We start from the raw sequence: 24174 nt of genomic DNA on the forward strand, positions 1-24174 counted from the left end.
TAAATGAGAAAAATTGAAAGTGGAACAATTTTAAGTTTAAAACTTGAACATAATTTGGGTAAAACTTTTTTAAAGGTTGTAAATTTTGATGACTTAAGTGAGTTGGATTTATCAAAAGGTTTGCACTTGGCATTATATTCTTATCAATATATTCTGAGCGGAAGTAATAGCTTTAATTTGAATGATTTTAAAAATGCCACAGAATTAGTTGGGCCATTATTGACAAGTGATATTATTTTTGCTATTAGACAGGGATTTTACGAAAAAATAACATCTTGTCCACTCCGAAATTATGAAAAAAAGATACCAGCAATGAAATCTTTCGCACCTGCTGCTTTTGAGCCTCGTTACGAAGAAAATGCAATTCATTGGAAATATTTTGAGAATGGTTCTCCGTTTGAATGGAGAAAATCTAACTATGATGAAGTTAAGCATCTTGAACGGAATACAGCATACAATTATAAACAGATAACAACTAGATTATCAATGGAATTAATCCGAAAACGAGGTGAGGATATTGGCGATTTTTATGACTTGGATAATCCTTATTTTAAGAGTATTCATCAAACTGTCATATTTACCATGGAATTTGATAAAGTACCAGATGATAGAAAGGGGATTGTAGGATGATATTAATTCCTCCTCCGCTCCCGCTAATCTGAGACTAGTGGAGTATGAGTAAGCAAAAAATAACAAACAAGCCACGGCAGTATTGTCGTGGTTTATTTTAAACCAATAGATAATTTGAAATCAAAAAATAATTAATGAAAATATCTAAAATTTTACTGATAACAACTTGCTTATTATTCGGAGTCAATATATATGGACAAAACAATGTGACCTTTGGTATTAAGGCGGGCTATCAGCGTGCAGGCTTTATTAACAGCAACTCAACCTTTTTGGATAATAACAGGTTTCAGGTTGGTGGGCTGGTGGAATGGGAACAAACCCCGTTTTTTGCCTTGCAAGGAGAGTTGTTGTTTGAACGAAAGGGCGGCTTTTTGGTCTTATTTCCCAATAGTCGGTTCAGAACTAAAATAGATACCAAATTGGACTATATAAGCTTGCCGGTTTTGGGCAAGTTGGCCTTGGTCAAAGGCGTGGCCTTGGAGGCAGGCCCCCAGCTGGGGTTCCTTATTGGGGATAGTGGGAAGGTAGTTTCTGATGGCAGTGACTTTGAATTACCTGATACCAATTTTATTGAGCTTTCTGTAAATGCAGGTTTTCGGTTTACCGTATTGCAACATTATTTTATGCAAATACGGGGCAACTTAGGATTAACCCAGGTTTTTGATGGCTTGGAAGATTCAGATCACAAAAATGTTGCGCTAAAAGTTTCGTTGGGATATATGTTTTAACCCGTTGTGCATTTCGATAATAAATCAGGATAAACCGTCAGTTCCTCCGCTCCCGCTAGTTTACAACTAGTGGGTTGTATCTTAAAATCATATGGTTGACGTTATAGCAAGTAGTGAAATGATAATGATATGAAAATAAAAATTTTAGTATTGTTTTTAACAATAGGGTGTATGGCCACAGCCCAAAAGGGTAAATTTTCTGGCGTATTGTCCTATCCTATCCTTATAGGGGATAATTTTGTAAACACCAATTATAAAGGCAATATAGATCTAGGCGCCCAATACCGTTTTGTGACCAGTGAGTTTCTAAACCTTGGTATTTCCGTCAATGTGGGATTCTATGCTTTTGAGAACGAAAATTTTACCGTACAGCCCGATATCAATGGTCGTTTTGTACATCCCCGGCTTTTTGGCGAACTCCATGTGGGCCGATTGCGCGTACAGCTGGGTGGGGGCTATGGGTTTACCTCTTTCCGTACCGAAAATGCCATAGGGCCTGGGGAAGTGGAAAAGGTTAGGGACAATTCCGATGGTGTCAACATCAATGGAGCTATTTCTGTAGATATTGTTCAAGGGTTGTTTGCCATGGCCCAATATGATTATATAAAGATCAAAACCTTCGGCAGTTTGGCCGATACCGATTTTAACCGGAATATAGGCTTGGTAAAATTGGGTTTTGGGTATCGTTTTTAAATACTTAATTATGAAAAGAACATTTTTAACATTAGTGCTGTTTAGTTTTGTGCTAGGCCTTGGTGCCCAAAAAAAGGCCAAATGTGTGGTCATTACCCAAAGTGGCACGGAAATAACAGGATATATAAAAAGGTATAAACCAACTTACCAAATGGCAGGGGGGTTTGATTTGCTTAAAAACGATAAAAAAATGAGAATTTATCCAAAAAATGTTGTAACAGTCACTATCAATGATACCCTTGTATATCATCCTATCGTGATAGGAAATGAAGGTACATATTTAATGCACTGTTTAATGGATGGAAAACCACTCTCATTATATGAACACTTGAGAAGACGTGAAATTAACACCTCAGGAAATGGTGCTACCACGGCGTACATCACTGACTTTTATTTAAAGAAAAAAGGGGAAGCCAATTTTGTTGATTTGGGAAAACTACGTAGGAAGCCAGAAGTTTTTTTCCCGAACGCCCCTGCTTTGCAGGAAACCATTAAGGCCACTAAAAAGAAGGACATTGCCCTTCCCAAATGGGTAAAGCAGTATAATGAAATAGTGGCCAGTCAATAGGTGGGATTATAGATGAGAAAAATGGGCTGCATAAAAGTAAAACCGTATTGTCAAACTGAGCTTGTCGAAGTTTTTGAGATTCTAATTTTATGAGGTCTTCGACGGGCTCAGACTGACAATTTTATCCTTTAAGCTATATCCGTTATTTGAGCATAGGTATGTCTTACCTTCACCCTTAACCTTTCTTCCGGCGCATCAATAACAAACTCCAACACTAACTTTTCAGCCTCTATTTCCACAATACCTTGGGCAAGGGGTCTGGGCAGTTGCAGCATTTCGCTTTTGTAGTTTAAGTTTGCGGTTGGAGTTGCAAACCGGAAAGAAAACCGGAACGCAATATTGTCCACCACATCCATTTTGGCAAGGGAGTTGGTTTTTAATCTACGGATAATGATCCTGCGATTGTTCCTTTGAAATTGTCGCAAAAATTTACCGTTTTGGTAGGTCTCAATTTCCAATTGGGCAAAAGTGATTTCCAAAGTGTTTGTAGAACTCTTTTCCAAAAAGTTCTTGATCTTCCCTAAAATATTGGACATAGCATGGTGGTTTTTCCAAATTAGAGGGGTTATGCGGAGCGCACACTTCCAAAAGTATCAAAATTATTTCATTTAACACATGTATGTGGTAAATAAATTGTTAGTCATGGTGCAAATTGGGTCATGCGAAGAAAATACACCCAAGAAGATTTAGACTTTTTAAAAATATTCGGAGAACATCTTCTGGAATTGCGTGAAAAAGCTGGACTTTCCCAAGCAGCATTGGAAACCGATGCCAAGATGTCTAAAAACCAAATCGGTAGAATTGAACGAGGCGAAATAAGCACTTCGATCACCAACCTAAATTTTATTGCCAAAGCTTTAAATATTCCAGTCAAAGACTTGTTTGATTTTTGAGTTCTTTTCCGGTGGAATAGGTCGGGAAAACGCTGGGATTCTGGTGAACACTTTGCGATTCATATATAGTGTCAGGTCGAGCTGTCATCCTGAGCGAAGTCGAAGGGCGAGACCTAATTTAAACGATGAGGTCGTGAGATTTCTCGCTTGCTCCTTCGCTCAGGATGACAGCTCGAAATGCCATTTCGGTACTTTTTGTCATTTCGAAGGAGTAAAGCGACTGAGAAATCTACCGATATTGGATGAAGATTTCCCAGAAATAGCTGTAAATCCAGCGGAAGTGCGTTTTGCAAAGCAAAAAAGAGCATGGAGCGTTTAGATTTATCAGCGTTTTGGTGATAAGGTCACCAAAATTTCCTTGAAATCTTCTTGAACTTTTGGCTTGGTCTATCCTGAGCGTAGTCGAAGGGTTTTGTTTCAAGACAAAATGAACAGAAAACAACTCATATTTTCAAGATTTCGACCAACAAAAACAAACATAAATTCTACAACCAAACTTTTAACATAAAAACCCAATTATAAGGCAAAATTATCCCTTTAAAAATGGGATTTTAGCCCGTAATTTCTGTATTTTAGTCTATATATTGACTACATGAAGCAGATAAATAAACTGATATTGATAGTATCTGGAGCCCTACTCTTCTGGAACTGTACTACTTACAAGGCCCAAAAGCAAGAAGCTCAATTAAACTTTCCCGAACTGGGCACCCTGATCAAGACCAAAGGTGATTTATGGTACTCGGCCGCAGAGCAGATTGGCGTACCCGATTGGTCCGAACTAAAAGTGGCTGTGAAGCAAATACCCTTTAACCGGCAGAGCTATATCAACTATGCAAAGTATATGCAACAGGCAGCCAAGATCAATACCATTTCTTACAACGATTCGTTGCCCTATAAACCCAAATATTTGCGCCTACAATTGTTAGATCAGTTGGGTCTTGCCCAATTGTTGAACCAAGAGAAGCATGATGCATTACGTTCCTATATCTCCAATGATGATAGCTATAAATTTGTAACGGGTCTGAACATCACCGTTCCCGAAACAGAAATGCCCGGTTTTTTGCAAGCGGAGGCCATTCAATTACAAAAGGATAAATACAATAATATCGTGTTGGTAGTAATTCACGGCGAGCATGAAAAACAATACTTTTTCTCCGAACTTCAGGTTTTCGACTACCAATATGCCCATTTTTGTTGGGGTGAGGACCAATACCACAATATGATCATAGAAAATCTGGTCTCCGAAGGGCAAAAATGCCCCAAGGGTACATACTTAAAGGCCTCCAAAGTAAACGGAGACAAAGCATACCTCAAATTCTGACCCCAATGATGAACAAATTTAAGATAAGCCTTGTCCTAATTTTGGCCGTTTTACACAGCTGCGAGGACATTTTGGAAGTGCCCGATATTTCCAACCAAACCGTTACCGTTTTTGCTCCTTTGAACAATACGGTAATTAATGGCAACGACATCAGTTTTAACTGGGATACCGTGGAGGATGCTAGCAGTTACCGATTTCAATTAGCAGCACCCAACTTTGAAACCACTCAACAATTGGTGCTGGACAGCATATTTGAAGTGGACAGTTTGGGTCGCGTTGGCACCCGTATACAACGGACCTTGGTCAATGGTGACTATGCTTGGCGCATTAGGGCTTTGAACAGCGATTACCAAACGGCTTATACCCTCAGCAATTTTCAGGTGGACGGTGATGAAAATCTGGATGTGACCCCACCGAATACCCCACAATTGGTAGCTCCGGCAAATGGGGCTTCACAAAGTGAAGCGACGGTAAACTTCTCTTGGACCCGGGAAGATGTTCCAGGTACCGCAGAGCGTGACAGCATCTTTATCTATTCTGATGAAAGCTTGACAACCCTTTCAACCAAAGCCTTGGGGGCCAATAAAACACACAGCGCTAATTTGGCCGCGGAAACCTTTTATTGGGTGGTGAAAGCCTATGACGCTGCGGGCAATGAAAGTGATTTGAGTACCACCTTTAACTTTACCATCAGCAATTGAGCAAAAACACCAAAACATACATATTACTAGGTGCTGTGTTGCTCATTTGGGGCATCATAGGTTTTAAGGTGTTCAGCGCTATGTCACCAGAACCTGAAGCTCCTGTTTTGGCCGATAATTTCAACTTTAAACCCAAAGAACAGGTCAAAAAAGACACTTTTAGCATTTTGGCAGATTATAGAGATCCTTTTTTAGGGACAATGCCACCTTCCAAAAAGAAACCCAAGGCCAAAGGAGTTGCAAAACCAAAGGTGCAGTTACCGAACATTAGTTATACGGGCCTCATCACGGACCAAAACACCAAAAACCATATCTTTTTTGTGACCATTTCAGGCAACCAATACCTGATGCGCAAGGGCAATGTGCAAGCTGAAGTTACCTTAGTGAGCGGTTCGTCCAAAAACATTCGGGTGCGCTATAAGGGCATTGTAAAGACCATACCCCTTCAAAATGCTACGCAGTAAAAAACTACGGGCAGGCTCGCTGCAATTTGTACTGTTCATTGGAGCAGTAATTGCTGTGTTGCTAATGACGTTTGTGTTATTGCATCAAACCCATTCCTTATTTGATAAAAAGACTTCCAAGACCATTGACTTGGTCAAAAGCACAGATTTGGCACTTCGGCAGGCAATGAAACAAAAAATAAGATTGAACGATTCGGTGTCCATCGATCTAAAACAGGAAGATGGGATCAGGGTCACCGTTATAAAATCCCATTGGGGTATTTTTGAAAAATATGTGGTGGTTTCCCAATTCCAAAAGAATAGATTTTCCAAAACAGCGCTGGTGGGTGGGGGAATGGATCAAGATTTTTCAGCACTTTATCTAAAAGATAACGACCGTCCCATGGTCATTGCCGGAAAGGCCAAGATTACGGGAAATGCCTATTTGCCCAAACAGGGTATTCGTCCCGGAAGCATTCGGGGGCAGTTTTATCAATTCAACAGACCTGTATACGGAAATGTAAAACAGAGTACCAAAACCTTGCCTCCTATTGATACTGAGCTACGAACCTATATTAAACAAGTACAATCCAAGGTATTAGGCGCATCTGGTGAAAATACTATTCGATTTTCCAGCAGGTTGCAATTGACGAATTCCTTCAAATCACCAACCCAGTATATTCATGGGGATGTTTTACGACTGTCCGACTGTAATTTGGTTGGAAATGTGGTGATCATGGCAAACCAAAAAATTATGGTGAGTAATGATTCCAATCTTCAAGACGTGTTGCTTATTGCCCCTGAAATTGAGATAGAAGACAGATTTAGTGGAAGATTGCAGGCAATTGCTTCCAACCGAATTGAAGTGGGTAATCGCGTTAATTTGGAATATCCGTCAGCATTGGTGGTCGATAGGGGAAGTAGGCCGAATCATAAAGAACGCAGAAAACCCAATATTGAAATAAAATCTGAAACAGTAATAAAAGGCATTATCGCCTATTTTGAACGGAGCGAAGAGAACCAGTTTTTTCCGCAAGTAGTTATCTCTGAAAAGGCTGCTGTTTATGGTGAGGTATTTTGTGAAAAGAACCTGGAGCTGAAAGGGGACATTTTTGGAAACGTGACCACCAATGCCTTTATGGCCATGGAAAATGGCAGTGTGTACCAGAACCACCTGTTTGGAGGAACCATAAATACCGAATTTTTGCCCCAACAATATGTGGGCCTATTGTTGAACAAGGAAAAAGCAGTGGCAAAATGGCTTTATTGAAAAAAAAGATAAAAGCATCGACCTTAATGGAGACTATGGTGGCCACGGTGCTCATTGTGGTCATTTTTATGCTGTCCAGCCTTATTTTAAACAACCTTTTCACTGCTCAAGTTCGAGGAAATCTTCAACCGGTAAAAACTCATCTTGATGAAGTGGAATATTTATATTCCACAGGAAAATTGATAATTCCCTATTACGAGGAATGGGAGGATTGGAGTATCAGTATTGAGAAGGAAAATGATGGAACAACTCTAATAGAGGCCAAAGAACAAATTGGAGAAGAAGCACGAACCTTAAAACGAATCGTAAATCATGCCAATGGGTCCTAAAAAAGTACAGGCATTTACCTTGAGTGAGATGTTGGTGGTTTTGTTACTGACCATCATCGTGGTGGGTCTTGCTTTTTCTATTTTGGGACTGGTACAAAAACAGATGTTCGGCATACAGGAAAATTATGAACACAAAACGGCGGGGAACTTGCTTCGGCAGGCGCTATGGGTGGATTTTAATTCCCATTCGCAAATTATGCTCTCTGAGAAAACGGGTTCCATACAGTTGAGCAATGAGATGGGTGGGATGTACTATAGCTTTTATGAAGATTATATCGTTCGGGATTTGGATACAATTTATACGGATTTTAAGCTTGGAAAGCTGTATTTTGAAGGTGATGAGGTGTTCGAAGGAAGTATTGATGCACTTGAATTGTCCACTGATGGGGAAAAAGAAAACAACAAGCGGATTTTTGTCTATAAAAAGAACGCAGCGGCTGATTTTATGAACTGATGGGATTTAATCTGGAAAACATATCAACAACAAAAGCCCAAAGTAGGAGTGGGGCCGAAGTAAAAGAAAAGGTTCCATTGTTGGAAAGGGAACTGACCTTTTTTGGTAAATCCTTTTCCAATAAAAAAAAGGAAGATTTTTATACAGAACTTTCGGTGTTGCTTAAAGCTGGAATCACTCTAAAAGAAGCACTCCAACTTATTGAAGAAGGCCAAAAGAAGGAACAGCAAAAGAAATTGTTCAAAAGTCTTGGTGAAAGCTTGCTTTCCGGGTCTAGTTTTTCCGAAGCTATAAAAGAAAAAAAGGAGTTTACCGAATATGAATATTATTCCATTAAAATAGGGGAGGAATCGGGAACTTTGGCGACCATTGCAACCGAATTGGGGTCGTTTTTTGCCAAAAAGAATGAACAACGTAGAAACCTGGTCAATGCACTTACCTATCCGGTAATCATATTGGTAACGGCCATATTGGTGGTCGTTTTTATGCTGCGATTGGTGGTTCCCATGTTCCAAGATATTTTTAAACAGAACAATGTGGAATTACCTTGGATAACCCGTTTTATCGTATCTGTTTCCGATTTTATTGAAGACTATGGGTTGTGGATGCTATTACTCATCATAGCAATGCTGATCCTGCGAAAAGTGCTTTTTGGCCATGATGGATTCAAAAAACGAATGGATTATTTGCTTTTACGAATACCCTATTTGGGAAACTTCATAAAATCTGTGTATTTGGCTCAATTCACCAGGGCCATTAGTTTGCTTACGGCATCAAAAGTACCTGTGCTAAATAGTATTGAACTAGCTGGTAAAATGATAGAGTTTTATCCCCTAACCGATGCTCTAAAATCCGTGACTGACAAAATAATGCAAGGGGAAAGTTTGAGTAATAGCCTTAGGGGGAATAAAGTTTTCAGTAACAAAATGATTTCAATGGTCAAAGTTGCTGAAGAAACCAATCAAACCGAATTTATGTTTGAACGTCTCAACCAACAATATAGCATAGAAGTACAACAAAAATCCAAATTGCTGAGCACTTTGTTAGAACCAATGATCATTCTGGTGGTGGGAATATGTGTCGGGGTAATATTGGTGGCCATGTACCTGCCCATGTTCAAATTAGGCAGTGTATTAGGTTGATTCGATTTTGCAGTTATTCGGAGCTATTCTTTAATTGATTCATAAATCCATCATAGTTTTATCCAAAAGAAATAGTCCAATCCCGTTTAGAACAGGAGATTGCCAGAAAATCAATTTTCTGGATTATGTGGAATAAAAAATACTTTCCTACCCTTGTTATTTGCTGGAGTATAATTATCGCTGGTTGCACGCATTCAATTGAAGTGCAAACCTATAGTAGCGAAGTTCATGATTTTGTATTGGAAAAGATTACCGATAGCATTCGAGTTCCATTTGGGATGACATTTCTACCCGACGGTAATATGTTGGTCACAAATCGATTTTCTGGAGAACTCATTCGTGTGGACATCGATTCGGGGAAAAAGAAAGTGATCCAAGGCGTTCCAAAATCGTTTTCCCGTGGAGATGGTGGAGCATTGGATATTCTCCCGCATCCAAATTATGAGGAGAACGGCTGGCTCTATTTTTCACATTCCTTTGGAGATTCGATTAACAGTTCCATGGCCATTGACAGGGCCAAACTACAAGGCGATACCTTGGTAAACGTCCAACGCATTTTTAGTGCTTTTCCATTTTACCCATCGCCGAGTCATTATGGTTCCAGAATGGCTTTGAAAGATGGATATCTGTTTTTTACCATGGGTGACCGTTATGATCTAATGGATTCAGCACAAACCTTAAACAATCATCTGGGTAAAGTGATGCGAATCTTTGATGATGGTCGAATACCCAAAGACAACCCTTTTGTGGACGTGGAGCAAGCCAAACCTGAAATTTGGAGTTATGGCCATCGCAACCCTCAGGGACTGACCCTACATCCAGAAACCAGCGAATTATGGTTGCATGAACATGGACCAAAGGGTGGAGATGAACTCAATTTAATACAACCGGGTTTAAATTACGGATGGCCGGTAATATGCCATGGCATTGATTATGATGATACCCCAATCAAGGATGGAATCACACACAAAGAAGGGATGGAACAACCCATACATTACTATACCCCATCCATTGCCCCAAGCGGTATGACGTTTTACGATGGAAACAAATTCAAAGAATGGCAGGGGAATCTTTTTATCGGAGCCATGGCCTTGACACATTTGAACAGATTGGTTTTTGAAAAAGGAAAAGTGATTCACGAAGAACGATTGTTGCTAGATTTTGGAAAACGAGTACGGGTGGTAAGGCAAGGTCCGGATGGTTTCATATATATAGGCGTAGATGGCGGTGCCATCTATAGGTTGAAACCAGTTTAAATACCTCAATGCTCATTTCACCCACCGCCAATAGTATTGCTTACGAAAAAATCACGAAAACCTTTTCGAAAAAGTTTCGTAAATCCTATATTAAATATAATTACCTGACAGTCAACTATATAAATAAACTTAACGATTTAGTCATCAATCGATTTCTTATATAGCTTATCCATTAATTCTGGCTCCGAACTGCTTTTGGGCTCAACATTTTTTACATTTGATTGATTCCATCAATGTAGAAATCAATGTATTATTTGGGTATTGACCTTGGAAGTTCATCCGTTAAAGTGGCTCTTATCGAAAGTAAGAGCGGCAAGTCCGTGGGTGTTGTCCAAGTCCCTGGCAAAGAAATGTCAATCCACGCTCCCAAAAAAGGATGGGCCGAGCAAGAACCCGAAGATTGGTGGAACTACGTTTGCGAAGGAATAAAAAAAGTGAAGAGTGCGCATAAAATTCAAGCAAAGGAAGTTATTGGGCTTGGAATCGCATATCAAATGCATGGACTTGTCCTATTGGATGAAAAGGGGCAATCACTTCGTAAATCCATTATTTGGTGCGATAGTCGTGCCGTTAAAATTGGCAATGATGCATATATTGGCATAGGCAAAGATCACTGCGATAAACATTTGCTGAATTCCCCAGCCAATTTTACGGCGTCCAAATTGAGATGGGTCAAAGACAATGAACCTGAAACGTTCAAAAAAGTCTACAAATTCATGTTGCCCGGTGATTATATTGCCTATAAGTTCTCCGGAATAATGAATACGACCATTTCAGGTTTGTCCGAAGGCATTTTTTGGGATTTTGAACAAGAGGAAGTTTCCAAAGATATTATGGACTATCATGAATTTTCCTCCAATTTGATTCCAGAAACGGTAGACACTTTTGGGGTGCAAAGCAAAGTTTCAGAAAAGGGTGCAACAGAAAGTAGACTTCTTAAAGACACTCCAATACTGTATCGCGCCGGAGATCAACCCAACAATGCCCTTGCCTTAAATGTATTCAATCCTGGAGAAGTTGCTGCAACTGGCGGAACATCGGGTGTTGTTTATGCCATTACCGATAATCTTTCGGTAAAGGAGAGCTCTCGTGTGAACAATTTTGCACATGTCAATTATATAAGGGGAAAAGCAAGGAATATTGGTAAATTATTGTGCATTAACGGAGCTGGAATCCAATATAGATGGCTGCTCAACAATTTGGCCGTTTCTTCCTATGAAAAAATGAACAAGTTGGCCCATGAAATTAAAATTGGTTCAGACGGCCTGTGTGTCATTCCCTTTGGGAATGGTGCCGAACGAATGCTTTTAAACCAGGATATTGGAACAAGAATCTTGAATCTTGACCTCAATAGACATACAAAAGCACATATTTGTAGGGCTACGCTCGAAGGTATTGCTTTTGCATTTGTGTATGGTATGGAAATTATGAAATCAGACGGTATTGATTCGACAGTTATCCGCGCAGGGAATGACAATCTTTTCCGTTCTAGGATTTTTGCTGAAACTATCTCAACCTTGACCCAACAAGAAATTGAAATTTACGATACCACCGGAGCGATTGGAGCTGCCAGAGCTTGTGTAATTGCAGCCGAAGGATATGATACATTTTCAAATTTCACAAAGAACGATTATGTGATGACCTTCGCTCCGGATGGAAACAAAGCAGCATATAAAAAGGCATATGATAATTGGAAAAAAGAACTCAAACTAATAATGAACAAATAGCATTTCTAATATGGCACTTTTAGGCGATACCGAATTTTTTAAGGGAATAGGGGAAATCAAATATGAAGGATGGGATTCTGATAATCCCTTGGCTTTCAAATATTACAATCCGGACCAAATTGTTGCAGGAAAGACCATGCGGGAACATTTTAAGTTTGCCATGGCCTATTGGCATACCCTCTGTGGCACCGGTGGTGACCCTTTTGGGCCAGGAACCAAGAATTTTCCATGGGCTGTTTCATCAGACCCTATAAAAGCAGCAAAGGACAAAGCTGATGCGGCCTTTGAGTTTATCACCAAAATGGGCTTTGGCTATTATTGCTTTCATGATTATGATTTGGTTGCAGAAGGAGATACTTTGTCAGAATCAGAAGATAGAATCCACAAAATTGTGGAATACCTGCAACAAAAACAAAAGGCCTCGGGGGTAAAACTGTTGTGGGGTACCTCCAATTGTTTTTCACATCCAAGATACATGAACGGGGCGGCTTCCAATCCCGATTTTAATGTTGTGGCCAGAGCGGGCGCCCAAGTAAAGATTGCTTTGGATGCAACCATTGCGCTTGGAGGCGAAAACTATGTTTTCTGGGGTGGTCGAGAAGGCTATATGTCTTTGTTGAATACCGATATGAAACGCGAACAGGACCATATAGGCCGCTTTTTAAACATGGCAAAAGACTACGCAAGAAGTCAAGGTTTTAAAGGAACTTTCTTTGTGGAGCCTAAACCTATGGAGCCCACAAAACATCAATATGATTTTGATGCTGCCACATCTATAAACTCAATCCGTGAATACGGATTAGAAAACGATTTTAAATTGAACATCGAGGTCAACCATGCAACTCTGGCGCAGCACACTTTTCAACATGAATTGCAAGTTGCAGCCAATGCTGGTATGCTGGGTAGTATAGATGCCAACAGGGGTGATTATCAAAATGGATGGGACACGGACCAATTTCCAAATAATGCAATGGAAGTTGCTGAGGCGATGTTGGTTTTCCTAAAATCTGGCGGACTTCAGGGCGGAGGAATAAACTTTGATGCCAAAACACGAAGAAACTCAACAGATTTGGAAGATATCTTTCTGGCGCATATTGGAGGGGCGGACACCTTTGCCCGCGGCTTGTTGATTGCGGATGCCGTAATACAACAGTCACCCTATGAATTCCTTTTGAACAAGAGGTACGCTTCTTTTGATTCTGGAAAAGGTGCTGATTTCTCCAAAGGAAAGTTGTCCTTAACCGATTTGTACAACTATGCCGGTGAGCATGGAGAGCCTGAGCAAATAAGCGGCAAGCAAGAATTGTTTGAGAATATTTTGAATCAGTATACCTAAAATATATGGAATCCATTTTGGAAACGGCAGATTGGTGGGTGCTGGCAGCATATCTTTTGGCACTGATAGGAGTTGCTATTTGGGTAGTGCTCCAAAAGAATAAAAACACAGAAGATTACTTTTTGGCCGGGCGAAACGTGGGCTGGTTTGTGATTGGCGCCTCCATTTTTGCTTCCAATATCGGTTCAGAACATGTTGTGGGATTGGCAGGGACCGGTGCCGAATCTGGGATGCCAATGGCACATTACGAACTACATGCTTGGATTGTATTGCTCTTGGGTTGGTTGTTTTTGCCATTTTATTTCAGAAGCAAAGCGTTTACAATGCCCGAGTTTTTGGAAAAACGATTTGATAGTCGTTCAAGGTGGTTTCTTTCCGTTTTCTCGTTGGTCGGCTATGTGATTACCAAAGTTTCGGTAACCATTTATGCTGGCGGTATTGTGGTTTCTGAACTCTTGGGAATCCCTTTTTGGTATGGAGCTATAGGAATTGTGGTTTTTACCGGGGCTTATACCATAATAGGAGGGATGAAGGCCGTAATTTATACCGAAACACTGCAAACGGTCATTCTTATAGCCGGATCGTTGGTCATTACTTATTTGGGCTTGCAAGAAGTAGGAGGATGGGAAGAGCTTCGCTCCGTGGCCGGAAGTGAACATTTTAATATGTGGCGACCCATTTCAGACCCAGATTTTCCATGGACCGGAATGTTGTTTGGGGGGACCATTGTTGGAATCTGGTATTGGTGCACGGACCAATACATCGTGCAGCGCACCTTAGCGGCCAATAATATTAAAATTGGAAGAAGGGGAGCTATATTTGGGGCTTACCTTAAGTTGTTGCCCATCTTTATTTTCCTTATCCCAGGAATCATAGCCTTTGCTCTTGCCAAACAAGGTGTGTTGACCTATGAAAAAAGTGATGAGGTGTTTCCAGTACTTGTAAAAACATTGCTTCCCGTTGGGTTAAAAGGATTGGTGGCCGGTGGATTGATGGCTGCGTTAATGAGTTCTCTTGCCTCTGTATTTAATTCATGCTCAACTATTTTCACTATTGATATCTATAAAAAATTAAAACCGCTTACTGCGGAAAAAAAACTCCTGCAAATTGGAAAAGTGGCTACGTCAATTGTGGTGATTTTGGGTATTATCTGGATTCCCATCATGGAAAAGATTGGTGGAGGGGTGTTATATCAATACCTTCAAAGCGTACAATCCTATATTGCTCCGCCCATAACCGCAGTTTTTTTGTTGGGAATTGTTTGGAAACGGGTAAATTCAAAAGCAGCTATTGTAACCCTTTTTTCGGGATTGGTAATGGCAGCACTTCGTATTTTGGCCGAAATATATCAAACAGACCTCTCTGGGGTTCTTTTATCCTTTGCCACAATCAATTTTGCCCATATGGCAATTTTCATGTTCCTTTTTTCATTGATGATTTGTATTGGGGTTAGTTTAGCCACCAACCCTCCGGATTATGCATTGATCAAAGGACTTACTTTTGGAACACTATCGAACAAGGACAAACAATTGAACCGTGAAAGTATATCCGTTATTGATGTTGTACTTTCACTGGCGCTTGTTGCAGTGGTAATTTTCATTCTGGCATATTTTACTGGGTGAAACGTTTCGGATTTGTGAAATCTGTGGATTATGAAAAAACTTACCTTAAAAGATATTGCCTCACATTTTGGTGTGTCCATTTCCACGGTTTCAAAATCACTTAAGGACAGTGCAGAGATCAGCAAAGAGGTGAAATTCAAAATACAAGAATTCGCCAAGGAAAATCATTATAAACCCAATCGAATTGCCCTTAATCTGTTGAACAAAACCACAAAAGCCATTGGGGTTATTGTACCTAATATTTTAAATTATTTTTTCACCCAGGTTTTTTACGGAATTGAACAATCTGCCAATGCCCGGGGTTACACGATTATAAGTTGCATATCGGATGAATCTTATAAAAAGGAGCTTCAAACTGTTGAATTGTTAGGGTCTGGTATAGTTGATGGACTCATTCTATCACTTTCAGAAGAAACACAAGCAAAGAGTAAAACGGAACATCTTCAGAATATTATCGAAAACCAGATTCCCATGGTTTTATTTGACAGGGTCAGCGAACAGGTAAATTGTGATAAAATTGTAGTGGATGATTTTGAGGCTGGATACAATACCACAAACCATTTATTAAAAACCGGCTGTAAAAAAATAGCCATTATTTCCACCATTTACAATTCAAGTGTGGGTAAGCTAAGGGTCGAAGGTTATAAAAAGGCATTGAAAGAAAACAACTTGGATTATGAGCAAAAAAATGTGGTCAAAGTTGGTAGAAATGACGATTTACAACTTTTGATATCGTTGCTTTTGGATGATAAGGAAATTGATGCCATCATTGCTTTGGATGAAATGACCGCTGTGGACACCCTGAATATTTTAAAATTAAAAGGAATTGCAGTGCCCAATGAAATATCGATTGTTGGCTTCACCAATGGTAGATTATCTAAATATGTGTCTCCTGCACTGACCATGGTGAGTCAGCACGGAAAGTATATTGGGGAACTAGCCGCCAACATTCTTATAGATCGCATCGAATACGAAGGAGAGATGCCGTTTACCACCAAGTTGGTTAAGACCAGCCTCATTGAACGGGATTCAACCAAGAGAATCGAATGATCCGTCTTTGACTTCGTAGCGCCAAAGATTATTTTCAATTATTTTTTAATCAGAGTTTGTGGTTCTTCCATTTTTTCATTCCTTCGAGACTTAATTTTTTTGAAATGACACTATTTGTTGATATGGATGAGGTGCTAGCCGACACCTATGGAGCCCATTTGGAACTATATAAAGAAGAACATGGTGTGCAACTCAACTTATCTGATTGCAACGGTAAAGAAGCTTGGCAATGCGTGCCCAAAGAACATAGCAAGCAAATGATGAACCATGCTTGGCAGGTTGGTTTCTTCAGAGATTTGGATCTTATTAAAGATAGTCGGGAAGTAATGGCTGAACTCGATAAAAAATATGAGGTTTATATCGCTTCGGCTGCGATGCAATTTCCCAATTCCTTAAAGGAAAAATCAGACTGGTTGGATGAATTCTTTCCATTCATTCCATGGGAAAGACGAGTGCTTTGCGGACATAAATTCATATTAAAAGGAGATATTTTAATAGACGACCGGGCATATAATTTGGAAAGTTTTGATGGTCGCTCCATTATGTTTACCTCGCCCCACAATACCAACACCAATGGATTTGAACGTGCAAATTCTTGGAACGAAATCGCGGATAAACTTTTGTAACTTAGAGCATGCTATTACCAAAAATACTGCGTGTCCCTATTTTGTTATTAAGTCTTTTTCTATTGCAAGGTTGTGCTGCCCAATCAAGACTCATCGAAGATGAGATTCAGACAGTGAACACCGAAAACTTAAAATATTACCTGTACTATCCCGAAGGGTACGATTCAGATATTGAAAAAGAATTTGGTCTCTTGTTGTTTTTACATGGAGGAGGTGAATCCGGTGGTAATTTAGAAGAAATCAAAGAAAATGGACCGCCCAAGCTCTTGGTTGAAGGGAAACAATTTCCATTTTTGGTACTTGCACCCCAAAATCCCCATAAGAAAAAATGGTGGAATATTGAGGCCGTAGTACAATTGTTGGATTCGGTTACTGAGACCAATAGAGTGGACAAAAGAAGAGTTTATTTAACAGGTTTAAGTAGAGGTGGAAGCGCTTCTTGGAACCTTGCAGCGCAGTATCCAGATAAGTTCGCTGCCCTAGCCGTTGTTTGCGGTATGGCCCCGCTACCATATGCCCATTGGATAGATAAGGAAATGCCTATTTGGGTTTTCCATGGAGACCAAGATGAGGTGATTTCGGTGGAAGAATCGGATAAAATGGTGTCCAAACTGCAGCAAATGAACTATGATGTGAAGTATACGAGGTACAAAGGGGTAGGACATAACTCATGGAGTAGGGCGTACACCAATGATTCCCTCTACACATGGTTTAATCAACAAAAAAGGAACGATGAATAAACTTTTGCCTTACGTTTTACTTATTGTTTTGTGCTCATGCAAACAAAAGGAACATAAATCAGAAGATGTAGTTGATTCAGAAAGTAAATCAAAGGAAATTGAGGTAATTGATTCGGTTTCCCAACCGGTTTTGGAGAAAACCTTTAAATCCTTCGAAGGTCTAGCGGATACAACCTTTGTTAGATTGGCAGATTTCAGTGACGACTTTGCCTACGATATGAGATACGCAACGGAGAACAATTTTTTGAAGGCCAAGGTATATGATTGTGCGGAATGCTATACACGGGTGAAAACGGCCAAAGCACTTATTAAGGCCAATGACACCTTTATGGAAAAGGGAGTAAAAATCAAGTTTTTTGATTGTTACCGGCCCAATTCGGTGCAGTACAAAATGTGGGCGATTGTTCCCAATCCGCAATATGTGGCCGACCCGGTTAAAGGTTCCATTCATAATAAGGGTGGTGCCGTAGACATTACTTTGGTTGATTTGGAAGGAAATGAATTGGACATGGGAACTGATTTTGATTTTTTTGGAAAAAGAGCATACCATGATAATCTTGACCTTCCGGAGGAGATTCTTGTCAATAGAAAATTACTAAAAGAAACCATGGAGGCCTATGGTTTTTGGTCAATCAGAACAGAATGGTGGCATTATAATCTATCTGCGGCTTCCAATGACAGGGTTGCTAATTTTAAATGGGAGTGCCCGGATTAAGCTTTTTGCATAGCAATACCATCAATTTGTCGTTTACATCGGTGGTAAAAAAGAGATAGCTTTCCCCACCATCCTTTATTTTATGTTTTTTACGAAGCTCCGCTACAGGGATTGGAAAATTTCTGGAGGTGACGTTGGCTTTGGTGATGCCCAAATCTTTTATGTTCCTTTTGGAATATGGTATCGTTTTGATGATTTCAAATCTTCTTCCGGGAAAGTCGACCCAATCAGTTGAGGTATACAAATGAGAATGCTGATGCAGTTTTTTTAATCCAAAAGTATTGGCAACTGATTTAAACCCACCAGATTTTAAAATGGGGGAATTGGGTTCGTACAAATATGTTTCTGGAGCGCCAAGAGTAGATGTGGTTTCTTGTTCTTCTTGTAGTTTAAAATCAAACACCTCCTCATATCCTTTTACCAAATTGACCGTCTTAATGGCTATGTCTCCATCAAATCCATACGCTAATACAAAAAGAAGCTCCTTTACATCATTATGGAGAGCAACAACATGGACTTCCTTTACAAAATCTAGTTCCTTAATCCCTTGTGAAATATCAAGAAGCGGAGAAGTTTTCACAAGAATATTCGTGGTCTTTTCAAAAATAGAGGGGAGGTATTCTGGTAAATTGGGAATACAATCTTTCAGCAAGAAAACTTTTCCTTTGCTACCACTTCGGCGTGAAGGGTCAATATAGACCCAATCAAATTTTTGATTGGATTTTTTTAAAAGTTCAATTCCATCTTCTGAAAAACAGCTGATGTTTTTCTGACCCAAAACCTCAAAATTGTACTTGGCAATTTCACTGAGTTCAGGATTGATTTCGCAATGAAAAAGATTTCTTATTTCTTTGGAAAAAAAGTAGGTATCCACACCAAACCCACCAGTAACATCCAATAGTGTTTTTCCACCTATCAACCGTGCTTTATAGGCCGCCGTCCGTTCTGAACTGGTCTGTTCAATGTTGCGTTTGTTTGGGAAATAAATACCTTCGGTATTGAACCAAGTTGGGAGCTTGTCCTTACACTTTTTTTTGGCTTCCAACTGTTCGGCGAGTTCTTTTTGGGAAATGCCCTCGAAAAGCTGCTTCTTTAGCAAAACTGACATGATGTCAGCATTCCAATTATTATTTATAAAATCTTGAACACCAGTATTTAATATCAATTTATTCAAACTGACACTATAAATTTTTGGTTAGCTTTTTTACAAAGGTATTTTCGGCTAAAAATTCCTTTAAAATCACTTTTATAGCTGTATATCCGGGTACCGCAACCACCATTCCAACCACACCAAAAACAAGCCCGGCAATAATAATGACCAAGAAGATTTCCAGTGGATGTGACTTCACGCTGGTTGAAAATATAAAAGGCTGTGAAAAGAAATTATCTATAAGTTGACCTATTGTCAAACCGAGTAAAACATAAAGCGCTTTGGGTAAAATTACTGTGCTAAAATCGGCACCTAAAAAACTGGTCATCGTGAGGGTGATCATAATGGCTCCGCCAATGATGGGACCGATGTACGGAATAATGTTGAACAACGCACATAGGAACGCAATAACAATGGCATTTTCTACGCCAACGATGAGCAAGGCAATTGTGTAGATGACAAACAAAATAAAAAGTTGAAGGAGGATGCCCGCAAAATATCTTGAAAGCAATCCATTGATTTTATCGACGGATTTTACCAAGTTACTTTCTTTATTGTCCGGAACAAAAATCAACATACCATTTTGAAACAGCTTGCTGTCTTTCAAAAAGAAAAAGGAAATAAAAAGTACTGAGAAAAGACCAATGCTAAAACTGCTCAGTGTGTTCACAAAGGAGTTAAGGAAGTTTGGAATGAAACCCAAATCAAGGCCTTCCAAAACATTTTTTTCCAAGTCAGAATCCTGTATAAGATCATTGACATTATCCGATGTTGCTCCAAAATATTCCAAAATTTGAAGGTATAGAGTGTTCACATCAGCTTTTAGGGCTTCAATATCCAATAACGAGAGGTTCTTGCTCTGTTCGGAAATGAGGGGAATAAACAAGGCTAGAATCCCCATAAAAATAGCCAACATCAAAACCATTGTCACGATAACGGCCAGCGTATTTGGAAATTTTAATTTTCTTCTTAAAAAGAGAACAATTGGCCTGCCTAGCAAGGCTATGACCGCAGCAATGGCTAAATATGCCAAAACGGATTGTATCTTGAAAAGAAAATAGCCCAAGAGCACCACTCCGGTGATTATAGCTACCGCCCTTATAATTCCATTGGCTATAATTTTTGAATTCATGTGCTAACTTTTAAACGCGTATTCCAAAATATTGGCGCCCATTTGTAATGCTTTTAATCTGACTTCTTCGGGATCGTTGTGAACGGAGGGGTCTTCCCAACCATCGCCAAGGTCGCTTTCAAATGTAAATAATAACAACAATCTTCCTTCTTCAAAAATTCCAAGGGCTTGGGGTCTTTTTCCATCGTGCTCATGGATTTTTGGTAGCCCTTCGGGAAAAGAATAGCGCTGGTTGAATATGGGATGGTCTGCGCCAAGTTCTTCCAGTTGTTTTTCAGGAAAAATTTTCTCTAACTCCCGTCTCAGATAGGGTTCCATGCCATAATTATCATCAATATGTAAAAACCCACCGGAAAGGAGATAGGTTCTCAAATTTTCTGCCTCCTCATCTGAAAAGAAAACATTACCATGACCGGTCATGTGAAGATAGGGATATTGAAAAATGGAAACACTGCCCACTTCGACAGCTTCTGGTTTTTTGTTGATTTTGGTTCCGATGTTATCGTTGCAGAATTCAATGAGGTTGGGTAAGGCCGTGGGGTTGGAATACCAATCACCCCCACCTCCATATTTTAGAATGGCTATCTGTTGTGCATTAGTATGTGCAATCACAAAAAAAGTTAAAAAACAGCTCAAAAGGGTAAGTTGTCTCATGTAGGTGCGAATAACTTAGTAATCAAAAGTACAGTATTCATGTTTAAAAAAATCTTAATTCCTTCATTTGCATTTTTTGGAATGTCGTTGTTGGCTCTTATTACCGCTAGAGTGGAAGATCGGGCCATGGAGGTAAATAAAATTGAAAAGAGCGCATATAACCCTGTGGTGGTGTTAGAACTTTTCACTTCCCAGGGCTGTTCCAGTTGCCCCCCGGCGGATATGTTACTCGAAAGGGCCAAAAAACAATATCCTGAAGAAGTTTTTGCCTTGTCGTACCATGTAGATTATTGGAATTATATTGGATGGGAAGACCCCTTTAGCAAGTCAATATTTACAAGAAAGCAGAGGGATTACAATCGTAAATTTAAATATCGAAGTAACTATACTCCACAATTGGTTGTAAATGGAAAGGAACATTTTGTAGGCTCCAATAGTTCCAAATTGACCTCAAACATCGCAACCTATAGAACCGAAAAAACTGCGAACAAGGTAGTGCTCAAAAATGTTGTCACATCAGATTTTGGTATTTCATTTGATTTTGGTGTGAATGGAAATTTGGAAAGAAAACAGCTCAGGGCGGTTTTGGTTTTGGATGAACGTACAACATCTGTTAAGCGAGGTGAAAATAGAAACCGAACCTTAAAGAACAGCAATATCGTTGTTGCTGAAAAATATATTGCCTTGCAATCATCGGGAGGAAAGTCTTCGATCTCCATACCAAACATTGTATCTAAAGGCGAAGATTTGACCTTAATGCTACTTGTTGAGGCTGATAATCTTGATGTTACCGCTGCCGCAAAAGCCTCTGTAAAGCTTTAATTGTTGATAATGGAAACTGTGGAACAGGCTACTATGGCAGCGGTTTCTGTTCGTAGGCGGGTGTTGCCGAGCGAAACAGGTACAAATCCCTTTTCTTGAGCCATTGAAATTTCCGAAGCACTAAAATCTCCTTCGGGGCCAATCAATATGGTAATATCTTTATCGGCCGCGACGCGCCTTTTAAATTCCATTTTTTCGCCTTTATCACAATGTGCAATAAACTTTAACCCTTTTATTTCTTGCTTTAGGTATTGCTTGTAGGTGATAGGAGGGTTCAATTTGGGCAAAAAGGTTTGTAGGGATTGTTTCATTGCTGATTGAAGTACTCGTTCCATTCGTTCCATTTTCAGGGTCTTTCGTTCGGAACGCTCACAAATTATAGGTGTAATTTCATCGACACCAATTTCAGTGACTTTCTCCAAAAACCATTCATATCGGTCGTTCATTTTGGTTGGGGCAACCACCAAATGCAAACTATAACGTTTGGGTATACTCTTGTCTTCTGAAACTATTTGAGCTTTACATTTTTTAGGGTCTGCTATAAGAATTTCAGCTTCAAAAAGGTATCCCCTCCCGTTGGTAATATGCAAAATATCGCCCTCTTTTTTACGGAGTACCTTAACGATATGTTTACTTTCTTCCGCAGAGAAGAAAAATTGCTTAAAACTATTATCAAGTGTGGGATTATAGAATAGTTGCATTTAGTTTAATTTACTTTTTGCGTGTTCCAGACCTAATTCTATCCAGTTTTGTAGTTGTTCTTCGGTTTTAAAACCTTCCGGAGAAACAAAAATGAATTCTTTCATGGGTTTTCCTGTGAAATCCATGGGTCTAACAAATTCTTGTTGCAGGATATTTTCCATTTTGGAGCCAATCACTCGAACCATCAAATCATTTTTAACAGGTCCGACGGTCATTTTCCCTTGATATAGGAAAGCTACACCACCAAACATTTTCTTTTCGGTAAACTCTTCCGGAAAAAGGCTTATCGCATTGCGAATTCTTTTTGCTAATACTTCATCATATGCCATAATCCAAAGTTACAGGTTCAAAAATCAACTTCCAATGGTATAACGTGCTTTGGCCGCAACTTTTTGGTCCGTGAACCTCCCTTCAAGGAATTTCAAATAGCCAACAATTCCAATCATTCCTGCATTGTCGGTGCAATAGGAAAACTTGGGAATATAGGTTGTCCATCCCATTTTTCCTTCCAATTCCTTTAATCTAGCCCTGATTCCAGAATTTGCAGCAACCCCTCCACCGATGGCAATTTGCTTTATCCCCGTTTGTTTTACGGCAAGCTTAAGCTTATCCATTAATATTTCCAAAATGGTATGTTGTACCGAAGCACAGATGTCTTTGATATTCTCAGAAACAAAGTCAGGATTCTTTTTAGTTTCCCGTTGAAGAAAATATAGGATACTGGTTTTTAACCCACTAAAACTAAAATTCAGGCCATCGACTTTTGGTTTGGGAAATGGAAATGCCCTAGGATTTCCCTCTCGAGCATATTTGTCTACCAATGGTCCTCCGGGGTAAGGCAATCCCATAAGTTTGGCACTTTTATCAAATGCTTCGCCAACGGCATCATCCAAAGTCTCGCCCAAAACTTCCATATCAAAATAACCATTGACCTTTACAATTTGGGTATGTCCGCCACTAATGGTCATGGCCAAAAAAGGAAATTCTGGTGCCTTCATATCTTCATCTTCAATGAAGTGGGCCAAAATATGGGCTTCCATGTGGTTTACCTCAATTAGAGGAATATCAAGTCCAAGGGCCAAGGATTTGGCAAAAGAAGTTCCTACGAGCAGTGAACCCATAAGCCCGGGACCTCGTGTAAAAGCTATGGCCGATAGTTGTTTTTTATCGATATTTGCTTCGGCCAAGGCTTGATGTACCACTGGAACAATATTTTGTTGATGCGCCCTAGAAGCCAATTCTGGGACAACACCTCCATATTGCTTGTGTATTTCTTGTGTTGCAACCACATTACTCAATACTTTTGTATTGCATAAAACGGCTGCAGAAGTATCGTCACAAGAAGATTCTATTGCAAGAATGTAATTTTTTTTGATTACCACTGTTTTTGGAACAAAAATTGGTCGAGCAAAGGTAAAACATAAAGCCCTATCAGAAAACTTAGGAAAATACTGATTCGTGTACTATTGG

General features: G+C 39.6%; 28 protein-coding genes. 21 read left to right on the plus strand and 7 right to left on the minus strand.

Annotated elements, in window-relative coordinates:
* Window positions 1-3: 3 nt before the first annotated feature.
* The 4 genes from IAG46_RS00715 (at window position 4) to IAG46_RS00730 (ending at window position 2619) form a co-directional block, all read left to right on the plus strand.
* Window positions 4-630, plus strand: a complete 627-nt coding sequence (locus IAG46_RS00715) for a hypothetical protein (protein WP_190808402.1) — start codon at window positions 4-6, stop codon at window positions 628-630.
* 134 nt (window positions 631-764) lie between these two features.
* On the plus strand, window positions 765-1358 hold the full coding sequence (locus IAG46_RS00720; RefSeq protein WP_190808403.1) for a porin family protein: 594 nt from the start codon (window positions 765-767) through the stop codon (window positions 1356-1358).
* A 129-nt stretch (window positions 1359-1487) separates the two neighbouring features.
* Window positions 1488-2051, plus strand: a complete 564-nt coding sequence (locus IAG46_RS00725; RefSeq protein WP_190808404.1) for an outer membrane beta-barrel protein — start codon at window positions 1488-1490, stop codon at window positions 2049-2051.
* Between the two features lie 10 nt (window positions 2052-2061).
* On the plus strand, window positions 2062-2619 hold the full coding sequence (locus IAG46_RS00730; protein ID WP_190808405.1) for a hypothetical protein: 558 nt from the start codon (window positions 2062-2064) through the stop codon (window positions 2617-2619).
* 128 nt (window positions 2620-2747) lie between these two features.
* On the opposite strand, the gene IAG46_RS00735 is transcribed toward IAG46_RS00730, so the two are convergent.
* A complete protein-coding gene (locus IAG46_RS00735; RefSeq protein ID WP_190808406.1) occupies window positions 2748-3155 on the minus strand; it encodes a hypothetical protein in 408 nt (135 codons plus the stop codon).
* 123 nt (window positions 3156-3278) lie between these two features.
* Between IAG46_RS00735 and IAG46_RS00740 the strand changes: the two genes are divergently transcribed.
* The 16 genes from IAG46_RS00740 to IAG46_RS00815 all read left to right on the plus strand — a co-directional run bounded on the left by IAG46_RS00740 (window position 3279) and on the right by IAG46_RS00815 (window position 18244).
* Window positions 3279-3512, plus strand: coding sequence for a helix-turn-helix domain-containing protein (locus tag IAG46_RS00740; protein ID WP_190808407.1), 234 nt, complete (start codon window positions 3279-3281; stop codon window positions 3510-3512).
* 592 nt (window positions 3513-4104) lie between these two features.
* Window positions 4105-4833 carry a hypothetical protein gene (locus tag IAG46_RS00745; protein WP_190808408.1) on the plus strand — a complete coding sequence of 243 codons (729 nt, stop codon included), beginning with the start codon at window positions 4105-4107 and terminating at the stop codon, window positions 4831-4833.
* 5 nt (window positions 4834-4838) lie between these two features.
* A complete protein-coding gene (locus IAG46_RS00750) occupies window positions 4839-5534 on the plus strand; it encodes a hypothetical protein (RefSeq protein WP_190808409.1) in 696 nt (231 codons plus the stop codon).
* Window positions 5531-5998, plus strand: a complete 468-nt coding sequence (locus IAG46_RS00755; RefSeq protein ID WP_190808410.1) for a hypothetical protein — start codon at window positions 5531-5533, stop codon at window positions 5996-5998. The genes IAG46_RS00750 and IAG46_RS00755 overlap by 4 nt, the downstream gene beginning before the upstream one ends.
* A complete protein-coding gene (locus IAG46_RS00760) occupies window positions 5985-7247 on the plus strand; it encodes a hypothetical protein (RefSeq protein ID WP_190808411.1) in 1263 nt (420 codons plus the stop codon). Before IAG46_RS00755 ends, IAG46_RS00760 begins: the two co-directional genes overlap by 14 nt.
* Window positions 7235-7576, plus strand: coding sequence for a hypothetical protein (locus tag IAG46_RS00765; protein ID WP_223826533.1), 342 nt, complete (start codon window positions 7235-7237; stop codon window positions 7574-7576). The genes IAG46_RS00760 and IAG46_RS00765 overlap by 13 nt, the downstream gene beginning before the upstream one ends.
* On the plus strand, window positions 7566-8030 hold the full coding sequence (locus tag IAG46_RS00770; protein ID WP_190808413.1) for a type II secretion system protein J: 465 nt from the start codon (window positions 7566-7568) through the stop codon (window positions 8028-8030). The genes IAG46_RS00765 and IAG46_RS00770 overlap by 11 nt, the downstream gene beginning before the upstream one ends.
* Window positions 8030-9172 carry a type II secretion system F family protein gene (locus IAG46_RS00775; RefSeq protein WP_190808414.1) on the plus strand — a complete coding sequence of 381 codons (1143 nt, stop codon included), beginning with the start codon at window positions 8030-8032 and terminating at the stop codon, window positions 9170-9172. Before IAG46_RS00770 ends, IAG46_RS00775 begins: the two co-directional genes overlap by 1 nt.
* Window positions 9173-9297: 125 nt before the next feature.
* Window positions 9298-10428, plus strand: a complete 1131-nt coding sequence (locus tag IAG46_RS00780) for a PQQ-dependent sugar dehydrogenase (RefSeq protein ID WP_190808415.1) — start codon at window positions 9298-9300, stop codon at window positions 10426-10428.
* Window positions 10429-10673: 245 nt separating this feature from the next.
* The gene (locus IAG46_RS00785; protein WP_190808416.1) at window positions 10674-12155 is read left to right on the plus strand and encodes a xylulokinase; all 1482 of its coding nucleotides are present in this window, start codon (window positions 10674-10676) and stop codon (window positions 12153-12155) included.
* A 10-nt stretch (window positions 12156-12165) separates the two neighbouring features.
* Window positions 12166-13491: a xylose isomerase gene (xylA, locus tag IAG46_RS00790; RefSeq protein ID WP_190808417.1), complete on the plus strand. Its 1326-nt coding sequence runs from the start codon at window positions 12166-12168 to the stop codon at window positions 13489-13491.
* A gap of 5 nt (window positions 13492-13496) precedes the next feature.
* On the plus strand, window positions 13497-15113 hold the full coding sequence (locus IAG46_RS00795) for a sodium:solute symporter (RefSeq protein ID WP_190808418.1): 1617 nt from the start codon (window positions 13497-13499) through the stop codon (window positions 15111-15113).
* Window positions 15114-15143: 30 nt separating this feature from the next.
* A complete protein-coding gene (locus IAG46_RS00800) occupies window positions 15144-16163 on the plus strand; it encodes a LacI family DNA-binding transcriptional regulator (RefSeq protein ID WP_223826534.1) in 1020 nt (339 codons plus the stop codon).
* Window positions 16164-16267: 104 nt separating this feature from the next.
* The gene (locus IAG46_RS00805) at window positions 16268-16789 is read left to right on the plus strand and encodes a 5'(3')-deoxyribonucleotidase (protein ID WP_190808419.1); all 522 of its coding nucleotides are present in this window, start codon (window positions 16268-16270) and stop codon (window positions 16787-16789) included.
* A gap of 8 nt (window positions 16790-16797) precedes the next feature.
* Window positions 16798-17529 carry a PHB depolymerase family esterase gene (locus tag IAG46_RS00810; protein WP_190808420.1) on the plus strand — a complete coding sequence of 244 codons (732 nt, stop codon included), beginning with the start codon at window positions 16798-16800 and terminating at the stop codon, window positions 17527-17529.
* A complete protein-coding gene (locus IAG46_RS00815) occupies window positions 17522-18244 on the plus strand; it encodes a M15 family metallopeptidase (RefSeq protein ID WP_190808421.1) in 723 nt (240 codons plus the stop codon). The genes IAG46_RS00810 and IAG46_RS00815 overlap by 8 nt, the downstream gene beginning before the upstream one ends.
* On the opposite strand, the gene IAG46_RS00820 is transcribed toward IAG46_RS00815, so the two are convergent.
* The 3 genes from IAG46_RS00820 to IAG46_RS00830 are packed head-to-tail and all read right to left on the minus strand — an operon-like array spanning window position 18222 to window position 21180.
* Window positions 18222-19418 (minus strand): class I SAM-dependent methyltransferase, encoded by a 1197-nt coding sequence (locus IAG46_RS00820; RefSeq protein WP_190808422.1) that lies wholly within the window; start codon window positions 19416-19418, stop codon window positions 18222-18224. The genes IAG46_RS00815 and IAG46_RS00820 overlap by 23 nt on opposite strands.
* 7 nt (window positions 19419-19425) lie before the next feature.
* Entirely contained in the window at window positions 19426-20526 is a 1101-nt protein-coding gene (locus IAG46_RS00825; protein ID WP_190808423.1) for an AI-2E family transporter, read from the minus strand.
* Between the two features lie 3 nt (window positions 20527-20529).
* Window positions 20530-21180 carry a DUF4159 domain-containing protein gene (locus tag IAG46_RS00830; protein ID WP_190808424.1) on the minus strand — a complete coding sequence of 217 codons (651 nt, stop codon included), beginning with the start codon at window positions 21178-21180 and terminating at the stop codon, window positions 20530-20532.
* 39 nt (window positions 21181-21219) lie between these two features.
* Between IAG46_RS00830 and IAG46_RS00835 the strand changes: the two genes are divergently transcribed.
* Window positions 21220-22002, plus strand: a complete 783-nt coding sequence (locus tag IAG46_RS00835) for a thioredoxin family protein (RefSeq protein ID WP_190808425.1) — start codon at window positions 21220-21222, stop codon at window positions 22000-22002.
* On the opposite strand, the gene IAG46_RS00840 is transcribed toward IAG46_RS00835, so the two are convergent.
* The 3 genes from IAG46_RS00840 to tsaD are packed head-to-tail and all read right to left on the minus strand — an operon-like array spanning window position 21999 to window position 24086.
* Entirely contained in the window at window positions 21999-22703 is a 705-nt protein-coding gene (locus IAG46_RS00840) for a 16S rRNA (uracil(1498)-N(3))-methyltransferase (protein ID WP_190808426.1), read from the minus strand. The genes IAG46_RS00835 and IAG46_RS00840 overlap by 4 nt on opposite strands.
* On the minus strand, window positions 22704-23033 hold the full coding sequence (locus tag IAG46_RS00845) for a TfoX/Sxy family protein (protein WP_190808427.1): 330 nt from the start codon (window positions 23031-23033) through the stop codon (window positions 22704-22706).
* 24 nt (window positions 23034-23057) lie between these two features.
* A complete protein-coding gene (tsaD, locus tag IAG46_RS00850; protein WP_190808428.1) occupies window positions 23058-24086 on the minus strand; it encodes a tRNA (adenosine(37)-N6)-threonylcarbamoyltransferase complex transferase subunit TsaD in 1029 nt (342 codons plus the stop codon).
* Window positions 24087-24174: the final 88 nt, after the last annotated feature.

Source organism: Flagellimonas sp. S3867 (assembly GCF_014698935.1).
Lineage (GTDB): Bacteria > Bacteroidota > Bacteroidia > Flavobacteriales > Flavobacteriaceae > Flagellimonas.